Annotated in this window: 20 protein-coding genes; all 20 read right to left on the bottom strand. The window is 61.5% G+C overall.

Annotated elements, in window-relative coordinates; translation table 11 throughout:
* Window positions 1-5: 5 nt before the first annotated feature.
* The gene (gmk, locus tag NE547_RS04835; protein WP_186906523.1) at window positions 6-617 is read right to left on the bottom strand and encodes a guanylate kinase; all 612 of its coding nucleotides are present in this window, start codon (window positions 615-617) and stop codon (window positions 6-8) included.
* Entirely contained in the window at window positions 614-883 is a 270-nt protein-coding gene (gene remA, locus NE547_RS04840) for an extracellular matrix/biofilm regulator RemA (RefSeq protein WP_186906524.1), read from the bottom strand. Before remA ends, gmk begins: the two co-directional genes overlap by 4 nt.
* Before the next feature lie 15 nt (window positions 884-898).
* Window positions 899-1,777 carry a YicC/YloC family endoribonuclease gene (locus NE547_RS04845; RefSeq protein WP_243204653.1) on the bottom strand — a complete coding sequence of 293 codons (879 nt, stop codon included), beginning with the start codon at window positions 1,775-1,777 and terminating at the stop codon, window positions 899-901.
* Window positions 1,778-1,845: 68 nt separating this feature from the next.
* Window positions 1,846-2,382 carry a hypothetical protein gene (locus tag NE547_RS04850; RefSeq protein ID WP_186906525.1) on the bottom strand — a complete coding sequence of 179 codons (537 nt, stop codon included), beginning with the start codon at window positions 2,380-2,382 and terminating at the stop codon, window positions 1,846-1,848.
* Window positions 2,383-2,386: 4 nt separating this feature from the next.
* The gene (locus NE547_RS04855; protein WP_186906526.1) at window positions 2,387-3,010 is read right to left on the bottom strand and encodes a J domain-containing protein; all 624 of its coding nucleotides are present in this window, start codon (window positions 3,008-3,010) and stop codon (window positions 2,387-2,389) included.
* Window positions 3,007-3,885 carry a DUF5685 family protein gene (locus NE547_RS04860; protein WP_256174922.1) on the bottom strand — a complete coding sequence of 293 codons (879 nt, stop codon included), beginning with the start codon at window positions 3,883-3,885 and terminating at the stop codon, window positions 3,007-3,009. The genes NE547_RS04855 and NE547_RS04860 overlap by 4 nt, the downstream gene beginning before the upstream one ends.
* Window positions 3,885-4,313, bottom strand: coding sequence for a SoxR reducing system RseC family protein (locus NE547_RS04865; RefSeq protein WP_256174923.1), 429 nt, complete (start codon window positions 4,311-4,313; stop codon window positions 3,885-3,887). The genes NE547_RS04860 and NE547_RS04865 overlap by 1 nt, the downstream gene beginning before the upstream one ends.
* Window positions 4,314-4,448: 135 nt before the next feature.
* Window positions 4,449-5,693: a YbbR-like domain-containing protein gene (locus tag NE547_RS04870; RefSeq protein WP_256174924.1), complete on the bottom strand. Its 1,245-nt coding sequence runs from the start codon at window positions 5,691-5,693 to the stop codon at window positions 4,449-4,451.
* On the bottom strand, window positions 5,668-6,558 hold the full coding sequence (gene cdaA, locus NE547_RS04875) for a diadenylate cyclase CdaA (RefSeq protein WP_256174925.1): 891 nt from the start codon (window positions 6,556-6,558) through the stop codon (window positions 5,668-5,670). Before cdaA ends, NE547_RS04870 begins: the two co-directional genes overlap by 26 nt.
* A 251-nt stretch (window positions 6,559-6,809) precedes the next feature.
* Complete coding sequence (gene tnpA, locus NE547_RS04880; RefSeq protein ID WP_186906531.1) at window positions 6,810-7,286, bottom strand: IS200/IS605 family transposase; 477 nt, start codon at window positions 7,284-7,286, stop codon at window positions 6,810-6,812.
* A gap of 197 nt (window positions 7,287-7,483) precedes the next feature.
* Entirely contained in the window at window positions 7,484-8,779 is a 1,296-nt protein-coding gene (locus tag NE547_RS04885) for a uracil-xanthine permease family protein (protein WP_186906532.1), read from the bottom strand.
* Between the two features lie 108 nt (window positions 8,780-8,887).
* Complete coding sequence (locus tag NE547_RS04890; RefSeq protein ID WP_186906533.1) at window positions 8,888-11,209, bottom strand: xanthine dehydrogenase family protein molybdopterin-binding subunit; 2,322 nt, start codon at window positions 11,207-11,209, stop codon at window positions 8,888-8,890.
* Window positions 11,206-11,682, bottom strand: coding sequence for a (2Fe-2S)-binding protein (locus NE547_RS04895; RefSeq protein ID WP_186906534.1), 477 nt, complete (start codon window positions 11,680-11,682; stop codon window positions 11,206-11,208). Before NE547_RS04895 ends, NE547_RS04890 begins: the two co-directional genes overlap by 4 nt.
* A gap of 13 nt (window positions 11,683-11,695) precedes the next feature.
* On the bottom strand, window positions 11,696-12,529 hold the full coding sequence (locus NE547_RS04900) for a xanthine dehydrogenase family protein subunit M (protein ID WP_186906535.1): 834 nt from the start codon (window positions 12,527-12,529) through the stop codon (window positions 11,696-11,698).
* Window positions 12,526-13,104, bottom strand: coding sequence for a hypothetical protein (locus tag NE547_RS04905; RefSeq protein ID WP_256174926.1), 579 nt, complete (start codon window positions 13,102-13,104; stop codon window positions 12,526-12,528). Before NE547_RS04905 ends, NE547_RS04900 begins: the two co-directional genes overlap by 4 nt.
* A gap of 84 nt (window positions 13,105-13,188) precedes the next feature.
* Window positions 13,189-13,989, bottom strand: a complete 801-nt coding sequence (locus NE547_RS04910; RefSeq protein WP_186906537.1) for a cyclase family protein — start codon at window positions 13,987-13,989, stop codon at window positions 13,189-13,191.
* Window positions 13,990-14,031: 42 nt separating this feature from the next.
* Window positions 14,032-15,459, bottom strand: a complete 1,428-nt coding sequence (locus NE547_RS04915; RefSeq protein ID WP_256174927.1) for a DUF1116 domain-containing protein — start codon at window positions 15,457-15,459, stop codon at window positions 14,032-14,034.
* Between the two features lie 15 nt (window positions 15,460-15,474).
* Window positions 15,475-17,031: an acyl-CoA synthetase FdrA gene (fdrA, locus tag NE547_RS04920; RefSeq protein WP_243204655.1), complete on the bottom strand. Its 1,557-nt coding sequence runs from the start codon at window positions 17,029-17,031 to the stop codon at window positions 15,475-15,477.
* Window positions 17,024-17,881: a DUF2877 domain-containing protein gene (locus tag NE547_RS18535; protein ID WP_256174928.1), complete on the bottom strand. Its 858-nt coding sequence runs from the start codon at window positions 17,879-17,881 to the stop codon at window positions 17,024-17,026. Before NE547_RS18535 ends, fdrA begins: the two co-directional genes overlap by 8 nt.
* A 4-nt stretch (window positions 17,882-17,885) precedes the next feature.
* A complete protein-coding gene (locus NE547_RS04930; protein WP_186906541.1) occupies window positions 17,886-18,230 on the bottom strand; it encodes a Zn-ribbon domain-containing OB-fold protein in 345 nt (114 codons plus the stop codon).
* Window positions 18,231-18,238: the final 8 nt, after the last annotated feature.

The following is an 18,238-nucleotide window of genomic DNA, read 5'->3' on the forward strand; positions in this document are numbered from 1 at the left end:
ACGGATCAGACTCCTTCTACAAGATTCATACGATTTTTGGTGCGGCACCCCTCTGCCGTCAGGATGGCGATGATCTCGGCCGCCGCCGCCGACACCTTGTCGTTGACCACCAGATAATCATAGTTGGGGATCTCCCGATACTCCTCCCGTGCCTTCTGGAGCCGGCCCCGGATCACATCCTCCTGATCAGTGGCCCTTCGGTGGAGGCGGCGGGAGAGCTCCTCGAACGAGGGCGGGACGATAAAAATAAAGACCGCGTCGGGACATTTGGCCCGAACCTTTGCCGCCCCCTGGACTTCGATATCCAGAAGCACGTCGATACCGGCGTCCAGCTTTTCCCGGATCAACCGCAGCGAGGTCCCGTAATAATTATGGACATATTCGGCATATTCCAAAAGCTCGTCGCCATCGATCATGGCTTCGAACCGTTCCCGGGTGACGAAATGATAATGGACGCCGTCCGCCTCTCCCACCCGCGGGGCGCGTGTGGTAAACGATACCGAAAAATAGATGTTCTCACGTTCGCTCAGAAGCTCCGCGATCACAGTGCTTTTTCCCACGCCGGAAGGGCCGGACAACACAATGAGCTGGCCCCTGGTCCGTTTCTTCGGCGTCATGCCTCCGCCTCCTCGCCCGCGCCCTCGGATTCCTTGCCGCCCAGGCGGCCGGCCACTGTTTCCGGCTGAAGCGCAGAGAGGACGATGTGGTCGCTGTCCATGATGAGCACTGCCCGGGTACGCCGTCCATACGTGGCGTCAATGAGCACGCCCCGGTCCCGTGCCTCCTGCACCATACGCTTGATGGGCGCCGACTCAGGGCTGACAATGGCAATGAGCCGCCCGGCCGAGACCATATTGCCAAAACCGATATTGATGAGTTTCATCTCTTGCGCACCGCCTTACTCGAGATTCTGGATCTGTTCCCGGATCTTTTCGATCTCAGCTTTGATATCCACGACGTAACCGGCGGTCTCGATATCGTTGCATTTGGAACCGATGGTATTGGCCTCCCGGTTGAACTCCTGGATCAAAAAGTCCAGCTTACGGCCTACCGCGCCGCCCTCCGAGAGCATATGGCGCAGCTGGGACAGGTGGCTGTGCAGACGCACCAGTTCCTCGTCCACCGCTACCTTGTCAGCGTAAATGGCCGCCTCGGTCAGGATGCGGGACTCGTCCAGCTGGGTGTTCTGGAGCACCTCGGACATCTTGCTCCACAGCCGTGCGCGATAGTCGGCCACAATGCCGGGCGCCCGGTCGGCCACCTGTTTTGTGAGCCCCTCGATGGTCGCGGCCCGGTCCAGCACATCCCGGCACAACCGCTCCCCTTCCCGCTCCCGCATGGCGTCGAAGTCCGTCAGAGCCAGCTTCAGCACCGTGCATAGGTCGGCGGAGACGGCCTCCAGATCCTCCTGGGTCTTCTCCACCAGGAAGACATCCTGAAAGCGGGAGAGCAGGGACACCGAGATATCGTCCTTCAAACCGTAGTCGTCCCGCAGCTGGCACAAGGCGGCATAATAGCCGTCGGCCATGGGCTTGTTGACGGAGATGGCCACATCCCCACGCTCCGAGGGGCCGATGGTCACGAACACATCCACCTTGCCCCGGGAAATATGCTGTTGTACCGTCGCCTTGATGGCATCCTCCGCGAATACATAGATGCGCGGCAGTTTTACCGTACAGTCCAGATAGCGGTTATTGACCGAGCGCAGTTCCACGGTGATGGTCCGTCCGCGCAGTACGGCCTCTCCCCTGCCGTAGCCCGTCATACTCTTTACCAAGGGGTATGCCTCCCTTTTTCCTTTGTAGGTGCGTCTTTAAAATCGAACTAATAAAGAATTATATCAAATTATCCAGCCTTTCGCAACACCTTGTCGATCCGCCCGGCATAGAAGGCGATCAGCTTGGAACATCCGACATCATAGATTACAAAGGCCGCGTTGCCCGCAAGGTATACCATCCCTATCTGATGCAGCGCGCCAGGCAGGAAGGGCAGCAGCACCGCGCGCAGGCTGAACCAAAACAGCGTGAGCACGGCGTTGAAAACCCCCAGCTTGCATACCCACTCCAGAATGATCCGGCGCAGGCGCTCAATCAGGCTCTTCAGAATGGGCCACAGGCCGAAAAAAAGCAGATACAGCAGAGCGTTGGCCTTATCCGGCAGAAGCAGCAGGCCCAACAGGCCCGTGGCGCCATAGCACAAAAAGCCGGCGCTCAGTCCACCGGAGACCACCGCCGCTGCCACCAGCAGGCCCGCAACGGCCACCACTCCCATCTGTCCGGTCGGCACAAGCGCAGATGCGTACAAAAATACCAGGGAGAGGGCGCTCAGCACACCCACCAAGGCCGCCCGGCCCGCGCTCTTCCCCGCTCCACTCCGCGCCATAACGTCAATTCCCGCAGCCGCCGCACAGGCAGTTGGCGCACATGCAGGCGGTGCAGCAATCGCAGGTATCCATCCCCCCTGCGCCATAGCCGTAAGGGCGGTAAGCCTGCCCCCCCTGGCGCATCATCACCATGGCCTGACGGTACTCCGCGTTGGACGGATCCATATTGCAGGCCATCTGAAAGTGTTGGGTCGCCTCGTCCAGCCAGCCCTTCCGGTAGGCGATGGAGCCGGTGAGAAAATGCCACTCCGCATCCTGACCGGGCGCGGAGCGCAGCAATTGCTCCGCCCGGCCGATATCGCCCAGGTTGATGCACTGGCGGACCTGGCTGTACAGGGAACCGGAGGCGGAATCGGAGTACTGACGCTGCTGCTGATAGCCGCCCTGATACTGGTAGGAACCCTGGCTCTGGTAGCCGCCGGAAGCGGAGCCTCCGCCGCTGCGCATTTTGGTAATGGTGTCGTAGGCCTGGTTGATCTCCTTCATCTTTTCTTCCGCCAGGTCGGCCAGGGGGTTGTTCTGATAGTTGTCCGGATGGTATTTCCGGGCCAGCTCGCGATAGGCGCGCTTGATTGCATCGTCGCTGGCGTCGGGTTTGACCCCAAGTACGCTGTAAGGATCGCTCATTCGTCTGTTCTCCTAGAATTTCTCTTTTTCACGGCCTTCCAACGGCCGGTAAACACCAGTTCCTCCACCAGGGGCAGTCCAAGGTACAGGATATTTTCCAGCACCCCCTGCCAGCGGCCCGGCTCCAGCAGGGCATAGGCGGAGCGGGCCAGGTTCAGGGAGTGGCGCAGGGTGGTACGCAGATAGGCCGCGTCCTCCGCACTGCGATCCGGAAAACGTGCCGAGACCGGGTTGTACGCCCCTGTGCGCCCGTCCTCCTCCAGATCGTCCCAGGCATCCACCAGGTAGATCCAGCGCCCCAGGTGATATAAAAGCTGTTCCATCGCCCGGTCACGGTCGGCCTCTCCGCTGGGAGGCGCGGCAGAGCGCAGGATTCGGGCAAAGGTGTCCGCCGTGCGGTCCAGCGAGGCGGAACGCCCCCTCTCCAGCGCCTGCAGCTCCTCCAGGCACTCCCGCACCGTCCGGTCGTACTCCGGGCGGAGGGCGGCGGCCCGCCGGTAAGCGGGGCGGAACAGAAGACTGAGCAGCCGCGCCAGCTGCCGCTCCCAAAAGCGCCCGTCCGCCACGGTATCCCGCAGCTTCCAGTAGCTCAGGATCGTACCCGCGTCGGCGGCGGCGCCGCCCCCGTCCAGGCACAGGCAATCCTTCTTGCGGCACCAGAGCCGGGCCGGGCAGCGCCGCCGCACCGGCCGGGGCCGTCCTGTCTCCCGGTCCAAGAGCATTGCAAGAAACGTAAAATCATAGTTCAGGAACATTCGGGCCCAAAAACCGTGGCGCGTCCCCAGGGCCTGGCACAGGCCGCAGTAGAGCGCGTCGTAGTCCCGCTGCTCGCGGACCTTCAGTTCCTCCCGATTGGGCCGGACGTAGCCGAACATCAGGCGGCAGGCTCGATCGCAGTGATCCGGAAGGAGATGCCGCGGCGTTTTCGCACATGCCGGTCCAGTAAAATGGCCAATACCACGCCGGCGGCAAAACCGATGCCGCCGCAGGCCGCGCTGACACCCTCGGTCATCCCCAGTGCTGCGGTCAGAAAGTAGCCCAGAAAGAAGAGCGCAAAGGGCGCCAGATACACCAGGGCGGCCGCTTTCAGGACCCCGCCCGTAGAGGATTCCACCGTGACCCGGTCGCCCGGCATGGCCCGGACCGGATTTTCCGCGACGACAGCCACCGTGGAACTGACCATCAGCTCGCTGCATCCGCCGCCGCATTTGGAACAGTCGTGGCCGCAGGCCGACTGGCGCTTCACCGCTACCTCGGCCCGGCCGTCTTCCAACAATTTTGTAACTTTGGCTGTTTGAACCATGGTAACCTCCATGCGCACGCCTGGCGCTTAAACCGGTATGGGGCCTGCTGCGCAGGCATCTCCTGCGCTCGCTGCACAGCGGCGGGAAGCGGGGCGAAACTGGCTGCGTGACGCTCTGCGCACATCCACGCGCGGCTATTGGGTAATGGAGACTACGATGTTGTAATCTCCGACCACGCCGACCTCGCTGCTTCCGTCCAGATAAACCTTCACGGGAACGGTCTGGCTGCCCGCGGTACGGTCGGACAGGTCCGCCACGATCCGCAGCTGAGAGGCCAGCACAGCATCCACTGCCTCCTGCGCGCCCCGGATCTGAATACTGCAGGTCTGGGTAATGGCCTCGGCGGCATATCCCTCCGGGACATTGATCAACTCGATCTTGTTGGCCTCCAGCACTTTGGTGCTCAGGCCCTTGATCGCTACGGTGACCGTAACCTCCGTAACGCCGCTTACATTCGTCAGTTCCGGCGAAAGCTGTACAGGGAAGGTAACGTCTTCCGAGGTAAAGACCTGATACAAATCCACGCTGCCTACCGTCAGCTCGCTGAGCCCCTCCAGATCATCCTCGCTGCCGGCCACCACAATGGAATCCACCGGTTTAAAGGTGACCTCCACCTGGCTGTCCACATCAGTGACGCCTCCTCCGGGGACCAGATCCACCGTTAGGGGGATCTCCTTGAGCTTATAGACCGGAAGCGTGACCAGAATCGTGCTCTCCTCGGTCACCAGCTGTGAAGCGTCCTCTTCCTCCAGAGGGCTGCCGTTCCGGTCGATGAAGACGAACGGCATCTCCTGACGGTAGGTTTCCGTCATTCCCTCCTGGGAAACGGTCACCTGGGCATAATCGATCTGCTCCACCAGCTCTTCCCTGCCCCGTACCGTTACGGTCTGCGGCGCCAGGGAAAATTCTCCCTGCTGATAATCTTCGGCCACATTGCCGGTCAGGACGGCACGCACCGGCACCTCTTTCTCGGTCCAGCGCGAGATGGTCAGGGCGATCTTTTCCGGGCGCTTTCCGCGCTCCTCGATCACCTCGCCATAGACCGACAACGGGTAGGTGATCTTGTAGTCCAGACTGACCTCGCCCGGCTCGTTAATATTGGACACATCCACCGTAATGGTAATATTTTCGTTGTCCAGACGGTTGAACACATTGCGTTTGGCCTGCAGATCCAGTGTGATCGTCTGGTCCGCGCCCTCGGAGACCATCAGTCCCCGCTCTTCCAGCTTTTCCAGTCCGGCGACGGTCACCTTGATCCCACGGACGGGGGCGGCCACGCTGGGGTTGGCCTCCTTCCCCACATAGAGCCAGAGGACGAAGGCCAAAAGCAGGGAGACGACGATATAAAACCACTTACTGTCTGTGATCTTTTTCCACATCGTTCTTCTCCCCCTTCCTGGAACGCAGCAGATTGGAAAGCTTGAATTTCGGTTCCTCTTCCTGCTCCTGCTCCGGCAGCAGCTCGTTGCGCAGCAGGCGCTCCAGGGTATCCGGAGACAAGTGGCGCTTGAGCATACCGCCCACCGCCACCGAGATGGAGCCGGTCTCCTCAGAGACGACGGCGACCACCGCGTCGGTCTGTTCGCTTGCGCCGATCCCCGCCCGATGGCGCATGCCAAGATCCCGGGACAGATTTACGTTGCCCGACATGGGGAGCATACAGCCCGCCCCAGCGATACGGCCGGAACGGACAATAACCGCTCCGTCGTGGAGCGGCGCTTTGTTCCAGAAGATGTTTTTCAAAAGCTCCGCGTTCACCGTGCAGTCCAGGGCGGTACCGGTCTTGATGGCGTCATCCAGCATATTCTTCCGCTCAAAGACCATCAGCGCACCGGTCTTGCTCCGGGACAGGGACGTATAGGCCTCTACCGTTTGCGTGATGGCGCTGTCCAGTTCGTTGCGCTCTTCCCGCTGGGCAAAGACCTTTCCCAGACTGCTGCGCCCCACCTGTTCCAAAAAGCGGCGGATTTCCGGCTGGAACAGGATAACCAGGGCCAGAACGCCCCATTCCACCACCTTGCTCAGCAGAAAGTTGACCGTATACAGGCGCAGGAAGCTGGAGACCCAAAGAGCCGCCACCAGCAGCAGGATGCCCTTGGCCACCCCGCCGGAACTGGTGCGGCGGATCAGCAGGATGACCTTATAGATCACAAAGGCCATGATGAGCATATCGATGACGTCGGCGACGCCGATGGGCCATATCATGCTTTTGACATCATCAAAGAGTTTTATGATCGTGTCCATTTCCCACGTCCCCCGGTTCCCATACGCTTGACGCCGACTGCGCCTCTTTCCCTAATTTAGTTATTATACTGTATTCCCAATCGCTTGGCAAGCACGGGAAGATTAATTTTCCGTGAACGCAATCATAACCACCGGCCGTGCCGGTGGTTTGCACGGGCCCCCTTGGGGCATGTCCCGGGCAGAGCCTATAGGCTCATCGAAAGGTCTGCCAATCGCGCAGATTTCCCGGGCTTGCCCCTAAAGGGGCCTATTTACTTGCCTTCTTTTACCGGCTTACCCGTAAACGGGTCGATGTACTCTGAAATACTCATTTGGTCCGATGTGATATCTTCCTGAAGCTGATTTCGGATATACTGCTCGATCGTGCGCCGATTTCGCCCTACCGTGCTCACATAATATCCCCTGCACCAAAAGTGCCGGTTCCCATATTTATACTTCATATTAGCGTATTTTTCATATATCATGAGACTGCTCTTCCACTTTAGATATCCCATGCTTTGCGCTATACTGTATTTGGGCGGAATACTGACGAGCATGTGGATATGATCTTTGCACGCTTCTGCTTCTATGATCTCCACTCCCTTATACTCACACAATTTCCGTAGCATTTGCACGATATCCTGTTTGATCTTCCCGTATATCACCTGTCTTCTATATTTGGGGGCAAAGACGATATGATATTTACATTCCCACTTCGTGTGTGCTAAACTTGATACATCAAGTTTCATCCGGACTTGATTCCTCCTTTGGTTTTTTGTGGCGGTTGGCAGACCTCTGCTATTATACCAAAGGAGGATTTTTTCCTGGCATAGCTAAAGCTTTTTGGAACCACCGGCACAGCCGGTGGTTTTCTCTTTACAAACAGGCCGGAGCGGCCGATTGGCCGCTCCGGCTTTCTTATTTGTCATGGACCTGGTTAACGCATTTACGAGGCGGCGCTCTCCTCCATTTCCTCCATGGAGAACTCATAGTCCTTGCCGGGGAGGGCCGCATTGAGGACGATGCCGAAAATGGCGGCGCAGGCCAGTCCGGACAGATTCACGTAGGGGCCCAATTGCAGGCCGCCGATACTGTTGATGCCCAGTCCGGAAACCAGTATAATGGCCGAGATCATCAGGTTGCGCTGTTTGGTCAGGTCCACATGGTTCTCCACCATATTGCGCACGCCGATGGCCGAGATCATGCCGTACAGGATGAAGGACGCGCCGCCGATGACGGCCGCAGGCATAGCTCCGATGATGTTTTCAAAGAAGGGGATGAAGGAAAGGATGATTGCGATAAGGGCCGCGATTTCGATGACGAAAGGATCGTACACCTTGGACAGTGCCAGTACGCCGGTGTTCTCACCATAGGTGGTGTTGGCCGGACCGCCTACCAGCCCGGCTAAGGAAGTGGCCACGCCGTCGCCGATCAGGGTTCGGTGCAGGCCAGGGTTGGCCAGGAAGTTGCGGTGGCAGGTCGCGCCGATAGCGGAGATATCGCCGATGTGCTCCATCATGGTGGCCAGAGCAATGGGCGCCATGGTCAAAATCGCGCCCACCTCAAATTTTGCAAGGGTAAAATTGGGGATAGCAACAATTTGCTCGGGCATAGAAAAGTTGACCTGTCCAGTAATCGCTCCGATGGCATAGCCGCCCACCACGCCCAAAAGGATGGGAATGATGCCGATCATGCCCTTACCGAACACCGCGCAGCCGATGATGATGGCCATAGTGATGACGCCTAGCCACCAGCACTGCTGTACGTTACCAATTGCCGAGGGCGCAAGGATCAGGCCGATCAGGATGATGATGGGGCCGGTGACCACCGGCGGGAAGAGCCGCATGACCCGCTTGATGCCAAAGGCTGTGATACAACCAGAGAGCACCAAATAGATCAGACCGGCAATGACGATGCCACCGCAGGCGTAAGGCAGGCGGCTGGGATCAAAGCCGGGTTCGCCGGCCATACCGCCGCAGACCACACCGAAGCCGCCCAGAAATGCGAAAGAAGAACCGAGGAATGCGGGTACCTTGCGTCCGGTAACGAAATGAAACAGCAGCGTACCTGCTCCCGCACACAGAAGCGTGACGGAAATGCTCAGACCGGTCAGGATGGGAACGAGGACCGTCGCGCCGAACATGGCGAACATGTGCTGGAAACCAAGGACGATGGTACGGGGCCAGCCGAGCTGCTCCCTTGCATGGTAAATCCCTTTGCTGTAGTCGATGTTTCTAGCCACTGAAATACCTCCCTCCAAACGGTTGCCTTCTTCTTGCCTTCAATTCTGGTGTTTGCCGCAGCTCCGGGGCTACCTCCTTCCTTGCCTGCGCAGCTGCAAGACCGTTTTTCAGCCCTTCTCGTTTTCCTGCTGCTCTCGCAACGCTTTCAGTACATCGTCCGGTGTGATGGGCATACGGCGGAACCGAACGCCGATGGCCTGATAGACCGCGTTGGCGATGGCAGGCGCTCCCGGGACCATCAAGGGCTCGCCCACACCCCGGGCGCCGTAGGGGCCGGTGGGCTCCGGATGCTCCACATACTTGACCACCAGCTCCGGCACGTCGTCCGCCGTTGGGATCTTATAGTCCACAAAGCTCTTGTTGAGTACCTTTCCGTCTTTGAGCTTGAGCTCTTCGAACAGAGCGGTGCCCAGAGACTGTACCATCGCGCCCTCCGACTGGCAGGTATAGGTCAGCGGATTGATAACCTTGCCCGCGTCGAAGCAGGAGACCATTTTGAGGACCTTGATATGGCCGGTCTGTGTGTCCACCTCTACCTCGGCCCCGTTGCAGCCGATGGTCCAGAAGGCCGCCGGATGGGAACCCATGCCGGTATCGTGGTCCACATTCAGGTTGTTTTCCAGCGTAAAGCAGCCCACGCCGATCGCGGGTCCGCCTACACCGGAACCGTCCGGGAAGCTGAGGCCCAAGGCAAAGTCGCTCAGCGGCACTTTCCGGTCGGGGTAGAGTTTATGCGCCACAAAACCGTCACGGAACTCCAGGTCCCGCTTGTAGGCCCCCAGCTTGATCTGGGCCAGATCCAGGATCTTGTTCTTCAGATCCTCGCAGGCCAGCTTGATCGCGTTGCCTGCGCAGTAGGTGGTGCGGCTGGCCACGGTCTGCCACTCATAGGGCGTGTGGTCGGTATCTCCAAACCGGCAGGAAATGAGCGCTGGGTCCACGTCCAGAGTCTCGGCGGCGATCTGGGTCAGGGCCGTCTCGGAGCCCTGACCGATCTCCTGCCCACTGGTCATCAGGATAAAGGTTCCGTCCTCGTTCATGCGGATGATGGCAGAGCTGCCTGCGTTGGTGGGCTGCGAGGGGGATTTCCAGCCCGCGGCCACGCCCTTCCCGCGCTTTCTGGTGGGGGACGGGTCCACCGGCTTTTTGTCATACTCGATGTCTTCCAGCACCTGCTCCAGGCAGTCATGGAAGCCGGAGACCTCCATCACCTCTCCGGTTCCGGTAACGCCGCCGGGGCGCAGGCCGTTGATGCGCCGCACCTGAGCCGGGTCCATCCCGATCTTCAGGGCTACCTCGTCGATATTCTGCTCGATGGCGAAATGGATCTCGCACATGCCGAAGCCGCGATAGGGGCCGCCCACGGGATGGTTGGTATAGACGCAGTAGCTGTCGGTCCAGACGTTTGGGATGTCGTAGGGCCCCGCAGAGGCCCAGCCGCCTGCCTTGGTAATGTTAACGCCGTACTCGGTGTACGCTCCTCCGTCCCATACAAACTCGTTCTTGACGGCCTGGATCTTTCCGTCCCGGTTGATCCCGGTCTTGATCCTGCAGTGCAGGCCCTGGCGGACATAGGAATTCTCGAACTCATCCTCCCGGGAGTAGTTCAGCTTCACCGGCCGGCCGCGGTTGCGCCGGGCCAACGGTATGATGATGCCCTCCAGAGTCGTGCCCGCTTTGGCGCCGAAGCCGCCCCCCACATAGGGCGAGATGACCCGCAGCTTGTTCAGCGGAATGTCAAAGGCGGCGGACAGGGCCTGGCGCACTGCGTAGGGGGACTGGATAGACCCCCAGACGGTAACCTTTCCGTCCAGATCGTACTGCGCCACGGCGCAGTGGGGCTCCAGCGGCACATGCTGCACGTGGGGGATGTAATAGGTATTCTCCGTAACGACGTCGCACGCCTCGAAGGCCTTGTCGACGTCCCCCTTGCGCAGCTTATAATGGTGAGAGATGTTGGTGTGGGGCACCGGATGGAAGATCGGGGCCACCTTGTAGGTATGCAGGTCCGGATGGATCAGCGGCGCGTCCGGCTTCATGCCCTCCACGGCGTTGGTAACGGCGGGCAGCTGCTCATACTCCACCTCGATCAGCTCCACGGCTTCGTCGGCGATCTCCGGGGTCTCGGCCGCCACGGCCGCCACGGCTTCCCCCCGGTATTTGGCCGTTCCAACCGCCAGGAAATTCTTATCCTCCAGATAGAGCCCGCAGCGCTTGGTGTAGCAGTCCCCGGTGATGACGCTGCGCACGCCGGGCAGGGCCTCGGCCTTCGACGTATCGATCCGCAGGATCCTGGCATGGGGATAGGGAGAGCGCTTCACCTGAGCGTAGAGCATGCGGGGCATGATGATATCGTCCACATACTGAGCCTGTCCGGTGACCTTTTTGATCGCGTCTACGCGCTGCAAGCTTTCGCCTACCGCCCTCATGCCGGGTCACCTCCTCCATTTGCCGCCCGCTCGATGGCTTCCACGATGCGGGCATAGCCAGTGCAGCGGCAGAGATTGCCGCTGATGGCGTCAATGATCTCCTCCCGGGTGGGGTGAGGCGTTTCCTCCAGCAGAGCGGTGGCCGACATGACGAAGCCCGGGGTGCAGAACCCGCATTGCAGAGCCGCCAGATCCACAAAGGATTGCTGGATGGGCGTCAGTTCCCCATCCTTCGCAAGTCCCTCTATGGTGGTGATGTGCATCCCATCCAGCTCGGGAGCCAGCACCAGGCAGGCGTTGACGGGCTTTCCGTCCACGATGACGGTACACGCCCCGCACTCGCCTGCGCCGCAGCCTTCCTTGGTGCCGGTGAGGGCCAGCTCCTCCCGGAGCACCCGCAGCAGGGTCTTGTTTGCCTCTACGTAGAGTTCCACCGGCTCCTCGTTGACAAAGAAATTGACGCGGTATTTCATGCGGCACACCCCCTCACATCAACGCGCGCAGACTGCGCTCCAACACCACGCCCGCGACCTCCAGCCGGTATTCCTGGGAAGCGCGCACGTCGCTGATGGGCGAGATCTCGCTGCGGGCCAGTTCCACCGCCCGGGTGATGCGCTCTTCCGTCAGAGGCTGGGCATCGAGCAGCGCCTCGGTCTGCCTCAGGCGGATGGGCGTCGGCGCCACAGACCCGTAGGCCACGCGCCAGCCTTCCCCCGTTTTGAGCACGGTGGCGCAAAGGGTGGACAGATCCACTTCCCGGCGGCGTGAAATCTTGGTGAACACCCCGTTTGCACCGGGGATGGCAGGTACCCGGACGGCGGTGACGATCTCCCCGGGACGCAGACTGGTCTTGCGCACGAAGACGAAGAACTCGTCCAGCGGGATCTCCCGTTCTCCCTCGCGACTGACCGCCACGACGCTGGCCCCATAGGCCAGCAGCGGCGTCGCGGTATCCGCCAGAGGGGAGGCGTTAATGAGGTTGCCGGCGCAGGTGGCCCGATTGCGCACCTGCTTGGAACCCACGCTCAGCGCCGCCTTGGCCAGAGTCGGGTAGTGGGTGCAGACCAGCGCCTCGTTCCCCAGCTCGTTCATCGTGACACAGGCCCCTATAGTGAGGCCGTGCTCCGGATCATAGGCGATCCCTCTCAGCCCGGGGATCCGTTTGATATCAATGACCGCCTTGGGCGCGATGAGCTTTTCGCGCAGCTGGATGACCACGTCTGTGCCGCCGTTGAGCAGCTTGCCCTCCGCTTCAAACCGGTCCAGCAGATCAAACGCCTCCTCCAGGGCAGCAGGGGCGTAATATTCAAATGCTTTCATCCCATTCCCTCCTTTCGCAGGGATACGGGCCGTTCCTGCGCCGGTCCGGCGAACGCCCTGCGCGCTCCGAAACTCAGCCGTTGGGCCACCAGGCCGCTCAGCCGGGTCCGATCGCCCAGATAGAGCGCCAGATCCTTCCACGCTCCGTCCGAAAGCGGAGCCGCCGGGTCCGCACAGACCTGCAGGAACAGCTTGTGGAGCAGGAACAACGAGTTGTAATAGTCGAAATAGTGCTTTTTCAGATGAGCGCTTTGCCCAATGGACTGAAACAGCGCCCGCAGCGTTTCGTCCAGCTGCGCGTCATAACGAGCCATCTCCCCGCTTCCGCCCAGCAGGAACGCATTCCGTACCGCCTCCGGCTGTTCCTCCATCGGCAGGAGCCGGCGCAGGCCGGAGGCGTCGGTCATGACGCGCGGCAGAAAATCCTCTCTCCCCGCGGCGTAATCCCTGGCCTCCAGAAACAGCAGCCCGAAACGGTCCCCCATCGCATGGGTGGAGCGGTTTTTCCAGAAATAGACCAGGCAGAGCGCGGCGATGACCAGAGCCATCATCCCATAGGCCAGCAGCTGCGGCATCTTCTCCTCCCTTTCCGCTGTACATCCCGGACCGATCCCCAACCAGGGGCAGTTCCGCGCGGAACTGCCCCTGGCAGCGGTACATCACACGTCTTCGAAGCCGTCGAAGGCCACGATGCGGGAGATGCAGCTTTCCCCGTCCACCAGCTTCCACGGGAAGCAGCCGATGATCACGCGTTTGTTGGACAGCTGCTCGATCTCGCCGCCCAGGCACTCGGCATGGATCGCCTCGTAGGGCTTGCAGAACAGCTCGATATGCATGGCCTGATAACGGTCCGGCCAGGGATATACCTCGTTGAGCGCCTTGCCGTAGCGCTCCCGGAAGACCTTGTCGCACTTCTCGGCCTCCATGGGCTCCCAGTCGCGGATCTTGGTGTTCATGGGGTGGTCGGCGGAGCCGCAGTCCACGCCGATCCAGCGGATCTTCTTGTCGCGCACCCACTGAATAAAGTCCAGGGAGGGCCCCGGGTGGCGGAGCATATAGCGCCGCTCGTCGGCGGTGGGAGAATCCCATCCATAGATGTGATAGCCCGTGTTGATGATGAGGATGTCGCCCTCCTTCACTTCGACCCGCTTCTCGATGTCCTCAGGGGTGTAGATGCCCCAGTCCTCGGCCTGGTCGGACAGGTCCACCACCACGCCGGGAGCGCACAGTTTGGTCAGCTCCAGAGAGGCCATGTCCCGTCCGGCGGTGTCAAAATGCAGCGGGCCGTCCAGATGGGTGCCCACGTGGTTGGAATGGGTCAGCAGCTGGCCGTTGGCGCCGTTGGGGGCCAGACGCTTGAAGAATTTCATCTGCAGCGGTTCGTAAGTAGGCCAAGGGGGCGTGTTGATCCCGATGGGGATGCTCAGATCATACATTTTGATGTCGGACCATTTGCTCATAACGAAACCTCCTATCGTCTTGCCGGTACTGTTTCCTGCGTACTATTCGCACCAGGCCTGCGCGCAGGCCTCAATGGCCTTGCGGAAGCACTCCGCCGGCGGGTGCACCAATCCCGCGCCCACCTGTCCCACGCCGTAGTCCTTGTGGGCGATGCCGGTGTTGATGATGGGCCGGATGCCGGTCTCCACGACCTTCAGAAGGTCGATACCGGTGGCGCTGCCCCGGAAATCCAGGGAGGGGATCTTGTAGGCGCTGCCCTCCCCCACCGTGATCTCATACATCTGGGTGGAGTAGTTGATGGCGTCCTGCACCTGGCCGCCCACAAACTGGACGATGGCCGGGGCCGCCGCCATGCAGAAGCCGCCGATCCCCGCCGTCTCGGTGATGCAGCTGTCCCCCAGATCCGGATTGGCGTCCGCATCGTCAAATCCGGGGAAGTACAGCCCCTTGACCATCTCCGCCGGAGCGGTGAACCACGCTTCCGGCCCAAGGCCCGCGATGCGGATACCGAAGTCGGTCCCGTTGCGGCACATGGTGGCCACCACAGTGGAGCAGGGCACGTCAAAGACCGGGTCCATGGTGCACTTGCAGGCGGGCATCGACAGGTTCAGGAACGTGTGGTCATTGTTGTTCAGGAAGGCCAGCGCCTCCATCTGCCGCTCTCTGGGGAAATCCGTGCCCAGCACGTCCGGAAGGATCGCTCGGAGAAACAGGGATGTGCCCGCCTTGTTGCGGTTATGGGCCTCGTCCCCCATCTGGAGCGCTTGGGCGATCATGACCTTCATATCAACTTCGCCATGGCGCTCCAGCGCCGCCTTCAGTACGGGATAGTACTCGTCCCGCATGCGCCTGAGCCGGTCGAAGACCTCTTGGTCGCAGGCGCCGAAGCGCAGGACCTTGCCCAGGCCCTCGTTCATCGTGCAGTAGGCGTGGTTGCCGAAGGTCTTGTTCACGAGATGCCACACCGGCATGGAATAGGTCACCACGCCCGCCATAGGCCCTACGGCGCTGTGGTGGTGGCAGGGAGCGAAGGTGATCCTTCCGCTGGCGGCCAGGGCCTCCGCTTCCTCCAGGTCCTTGGCCAGCCCCTCGTAGATCAGGCCGCCCATCACCGCACCCCGGACGGGACCGCACATACGCTGCCAGGTGACCGGAGGCCCGGCGTGGAGGATGGTGGTCGGGGTCATACCGGGGATCGCCTCCCCGGCGGTGGACATCCCCACCAGCACCGGCTGGGCCGCCAGAATGCGCCGCAGCGCCTCCTGGTTGGCCGCGGCGACCGTCTCGCTCAGCGGCGCCTGGCGCAGTTTGCGCAGGCAGGCGGCGATCTTCTTGTCCCCGCCGGCAACCGGCTTCCAGTCTACGTGGACGGCGCTTTTGCCCTGTTTGATCAAGTCCTGGTAAAAAGACTCGATTCCGAAATTCACCACTGAAAGCTTGCGTTCAAACAACTGGTTGACTTTGCTCATCTCTTCCTCCCCCCTCTACAGATGCGCCAGGATGCGCTGGGTGAAGCGAGTGGCCTGGGCATTGGAGGGCAGAACGATGGCGCCCGCGTTGGCCAGCTTCATCCGGGAGCCGGACAGGCTCTGGGGGTCTGCTTCCGTACCGCAGACCGAGGCCACTACCGCCAGATAACGCCCCTCCTGGGCCGCCAGCGCCTTGGCGCTGCGGATGGCCTCAGACAAATCCTGCGCCGGGTCCTCATGAGAGCCGTAACCGATGACGCAGTCCACCAGTACCACCGCCGCCGCCGGGTCCGCCGCCTCCGTGACCACGCGTTCCGCCCGCAGGGAGGGATCGATCATGGGGTGCGGCCGTCCCACGGTAAACGCATCGTCCCCGAAGTCCAGGAAGGTGTGCTCCCGGCTTTCGCCGCCGCGGGCGTCCGCCAGCCGGTCCTCCGGCTTCAGCGGGATATTGGAGTAAATATGGCCCAGCGAGGCGATCATCAGCTTCATCGCCTCATCACAGAGCGTACCGCCGGTGTAAAGGCCCCGGACATACTTCTGGCCCGGCGCCATTTTGGCCGCCTCGGCCGCCGCCAGCTCTTCCGCTTTCAGCTGGCCCATGGCAAAGCCGGTGAAGTCTTCCGGCGTCTCGTCCCGGGCCAGCGCGGCGGCTTTGTGGGCCGCGTCTTCCAGGGAGACGGCGGCGTACAGGCCCCGTCTTTCGATCTCCGAGGCTTCGCCGCCGATAAAGCATACCACGGTGGGCTTGCCGCCCGCCGCCGCCTGATCCAGGATCTTTGCGGCGATCTCCGGCGCGGGGGGCTTGGAGACCAGCGTGATCACCTTTGTCTTCGGATCGTGGATCAGCGCATCCAGTCCAAGCCTCATCATGATGCCGCCGATTTCCTGCTTCAGGTCCCGCCCGCCGGTGCCCAGCAGCTGCGAAATGCCGCAGCCCAGCTGATCGATGATGCAGGAGACCTCCTGCGCGCCGGTACCCGAAGCGCACACCATACCGATGTCGCCGCTCTTTACCACATTGGCGAAGGCAAGGGGCGTGTTGTTGACGATGGCGGTACCGCAGTCGGGACCCATGACCAGCAGCTCCCGGGATGCGGCAAACTCCTTGAGGTCCTTTTCCTCTTCCATGGTCACGTTGTCGGAGAAGAGCATCACGTTGATCTCGTGCTCCAGGCAGCTGCGCGCCACCTCGTAGGCGTACTTGCCGGGCACCGAGATGACCGCCATGTTCAGCCCGCTCTCCAGCTTGAGCGCACCCTCCAGGGTGGGCGGAAAGTAATCCGTCTTGCGTTTGTCGGCCTTTTTGTTGAGCAGCTCATCCACCTTTGCCACTACGGCGCTGAAAGCGTCTTCGCTCTCACAGCTGGCCGCCACGAAAAAGTCGTTGGCGGTGACCGCGTCGAAGCCCTCCCCCGCCAGGCCGATATTTGCCGCGATCTCGCGGTTCAGATCCGTCCCCATGCCCACCAGCGCCTCGGTGACGCCGGGCAGCTTTTTCACATCCTTGGAGATGATCATCAGGGTGACGGAATCGTAATACGCGTTTTTCCGTACCTCTAGCTTAATCAATGCGTATCCCTCCAATGGCACAGGCATCCAGGACGCCAAAATAGATTCCGGTGAGGAAATCATAGCCGGAACTGCTGCCGAAGCTGGCCACCCGCAGCAGCCAGGTATGCAGCGCCCGGCGCTCACCGCCCCGGCGCAGGCAGCCGATCAGGCCGAGCGCGTCCTCCGAAAAATGCCCCTCCCCCGCCCGCAGGAGCAGGGCTGCGCTGATATCGTTGGTGCCCCGGGCCGCAGCGGCAGCGATTGCCTCCGCCATACCGGCCCACGCGCCTCCAGACGGCAGCAGCGCCAGATAGCCGCAGATCAGATCGTCCGATGAGGGGGTCAGCCCCGGCCCGCACCCCGCCATCCGGCGGGCCGCCCGGGCGGCGGTCTCGGTCTCCCCCGCCCGCACCGCCCGGCGCAGCGTCTCCAACCGGGGCGCCAGCAACCCGGCATAGAGGCCGTCGCTCCGCCCCAGGGCCAGCCGGGCCAGGCCTTCCTCCGGCGCCGCCGCCAAAAACTGCCGGACCATCCGTGCTCCCTCCGCGCCAGGCGCCGGTCCGGGCGTCAGATGCAGGTCCACCGCGCGGCTGGCTCCGAAGGACACCGCAACCGCCCCATCCACGGCGATCCCCCTGGAGCCGAGCGACAGCACGCCCGGCTCCAGGACCGTGTAATCCATCTCCTCTTCCAATCGGACCGCATAGGGCTGCAGGCATTTGCGCGGCGAAAGCAGGGTGACCAGGCCCAGCGGGGTATCCAGGTTGGCCGCCTCCCGAAAACGAGAGTGGAGCCGCGCAGGAAAGCACTGTCCCTCCAGGGCTGTCCGCAGCGCCGCACAGATCCGCTCTGCCTGTACTGTAGTCACGTCCTCAGGGTTTCTGGAAGATAAAGCCGTAATAGTCCTTCCCGACGCCCTCCTTGACGACCCCCACGGTGGAAATCAGGTCCATGCCGATCTCCGGACGCTCGTCAAAGCCGAGCTGACCGGTGGCGGTGACGCCGTTGTCGAACTGCACGATGCCGAAATTGAGCCATGCCTTCATGTACCCCTCCGGCAGGTTGAACACCCGGGTCCAGGTCAATAGCTTACAGTGGCCCTCCAAAGGCTCCTGCGTGAAGGAGCGGCCGTCGCATTCGGGATTCTGGCACACGGCATAGCGCGGATGATGCAGCTTGCCGCACTTGTCGCACCGATACGCATACATTTCTTGCATTCCGGTCC

Origin of the sequence: Flavonifractor sp. DFI.6.63 (genome assembly GCF_024462255.1) — a bacterium.
Lineage (GTDB): Bacteria > Bacillota > Clostridia > Oscillospirales > Oscillospiraceae > Lawsonibacter_A > Lawsonibacter_A hominis.

Bases quoted from the DNA above. Each gene is read 5' to 3' on its own strand.
- NE547_RS04870 (WP_256174924.1), bottom strand. From the start codon at position 5,693: ATGTGGAAAAAGATCACAGACAGTAAGTGGTTTTATATCGTCGTCTCC.
- NE547_RS04850 (WP_186906525.1), bottom strand. From the start codon at position 2,382: ATGGCGCGGAGTGGAGCGGGGAAGAGCGCGGGCCGGGCGGCCTTGGTG.
- NE547_RS04860 (WP_256174922.1), bottom strand. From the start codon at position 3,885: ATGTTCGGCTACGTCCGGCCCAATCGGGAGGAACTGAAGGTCCGCGAG.
- NE547_RS04900 (WP_186906535.1), bottom strand. From the start codon at position 12,529: ATGAAAGCATTTGAATATTACGCCCCTGCTGCCCTGGAGGAGGCGTTT.
- NE547_RS04895 (WP_186906534.1), bottom strand. From the start codon at position 11,682: ATGAAATACCGCGTCAATTTCTTTGTCAACGAGGAGCCGGTGGAACTC.
- NE547_RS04910 (WP_186906537.1), bottom strand. From the start codon at position 13,989: ATGAGCAAATGGTCCGACATCAAAATGTATGATCTGAGCATCCCCATC.
- NE547_RS04865 (WP_256174923.1), bottom strand. From the start codon at position 4,313: ATGGTTCAAACAGCCAAAGTTACAAAATTGTTGGAAGACGGCCGGGCC.
- cdaA (WP_256174925.1), bottom strand. From the start codon at position 6,558: ATGGACACGATCATAAAACTCTTTGATGATGTCAAAAGCATGATATGG.
- NE547_RS04915 (WP_256174927.1), bottom strand. From the start codon at position 15,459: ATGAGCAAAGTCAACCAGTTGTTTGAACGCAAGCTTTCAGTGGTGAAT.
- NE547_RS04905 (WP_256174926.1), bottom strand. From the start codon at position 13,104: ATGCCGCAGCTGCTGGCCTATGGGATGATGGCTCTGGTCATCGCCGCG.
- NE547_RS04890 (WP_186906533.1), bottom strand. From the start codon at position 11,209: ATGAGGGCGGTAGGCGAAAGCTTGCAGCGCGTAGACGCGATCAAAAAG.
- NE547_RS04930 (WP_186906541.1), bottom strand. From the start codon at position 18,230: ATGCAAGAAATGTATGCGTATCGGTGCGACAAGTGCGGCAAGCTGCAT.
- NE547_RS04855 (WP_186906526.1), bottom strand. From the start codon at position 3,010: ATGAGCGATCCTTACAGCGTACTTGGGGTCAAACCCGACGCCAGCGAC.
- gmk (WP_186906523.1), bottom strand. From the start codon at position 617: ATGACGCCGAAGAAACGGACCAGGGGCCAGCTCATTGTGTTGTCCGGC.
- remA (WP_186906524.1), bottom strand. From the start codon at position 883: ATGAAACTCATCAATATCGGTTTTGGCAATATGGTCTCGGCCGGGCGG.
- tnpA (WP_186906531.1), bottom strand. From the start codon at position 7,286: ATGAAACTTGATGTATCAAGTTTAGCACACACGAAGTGGGAATGTAAA.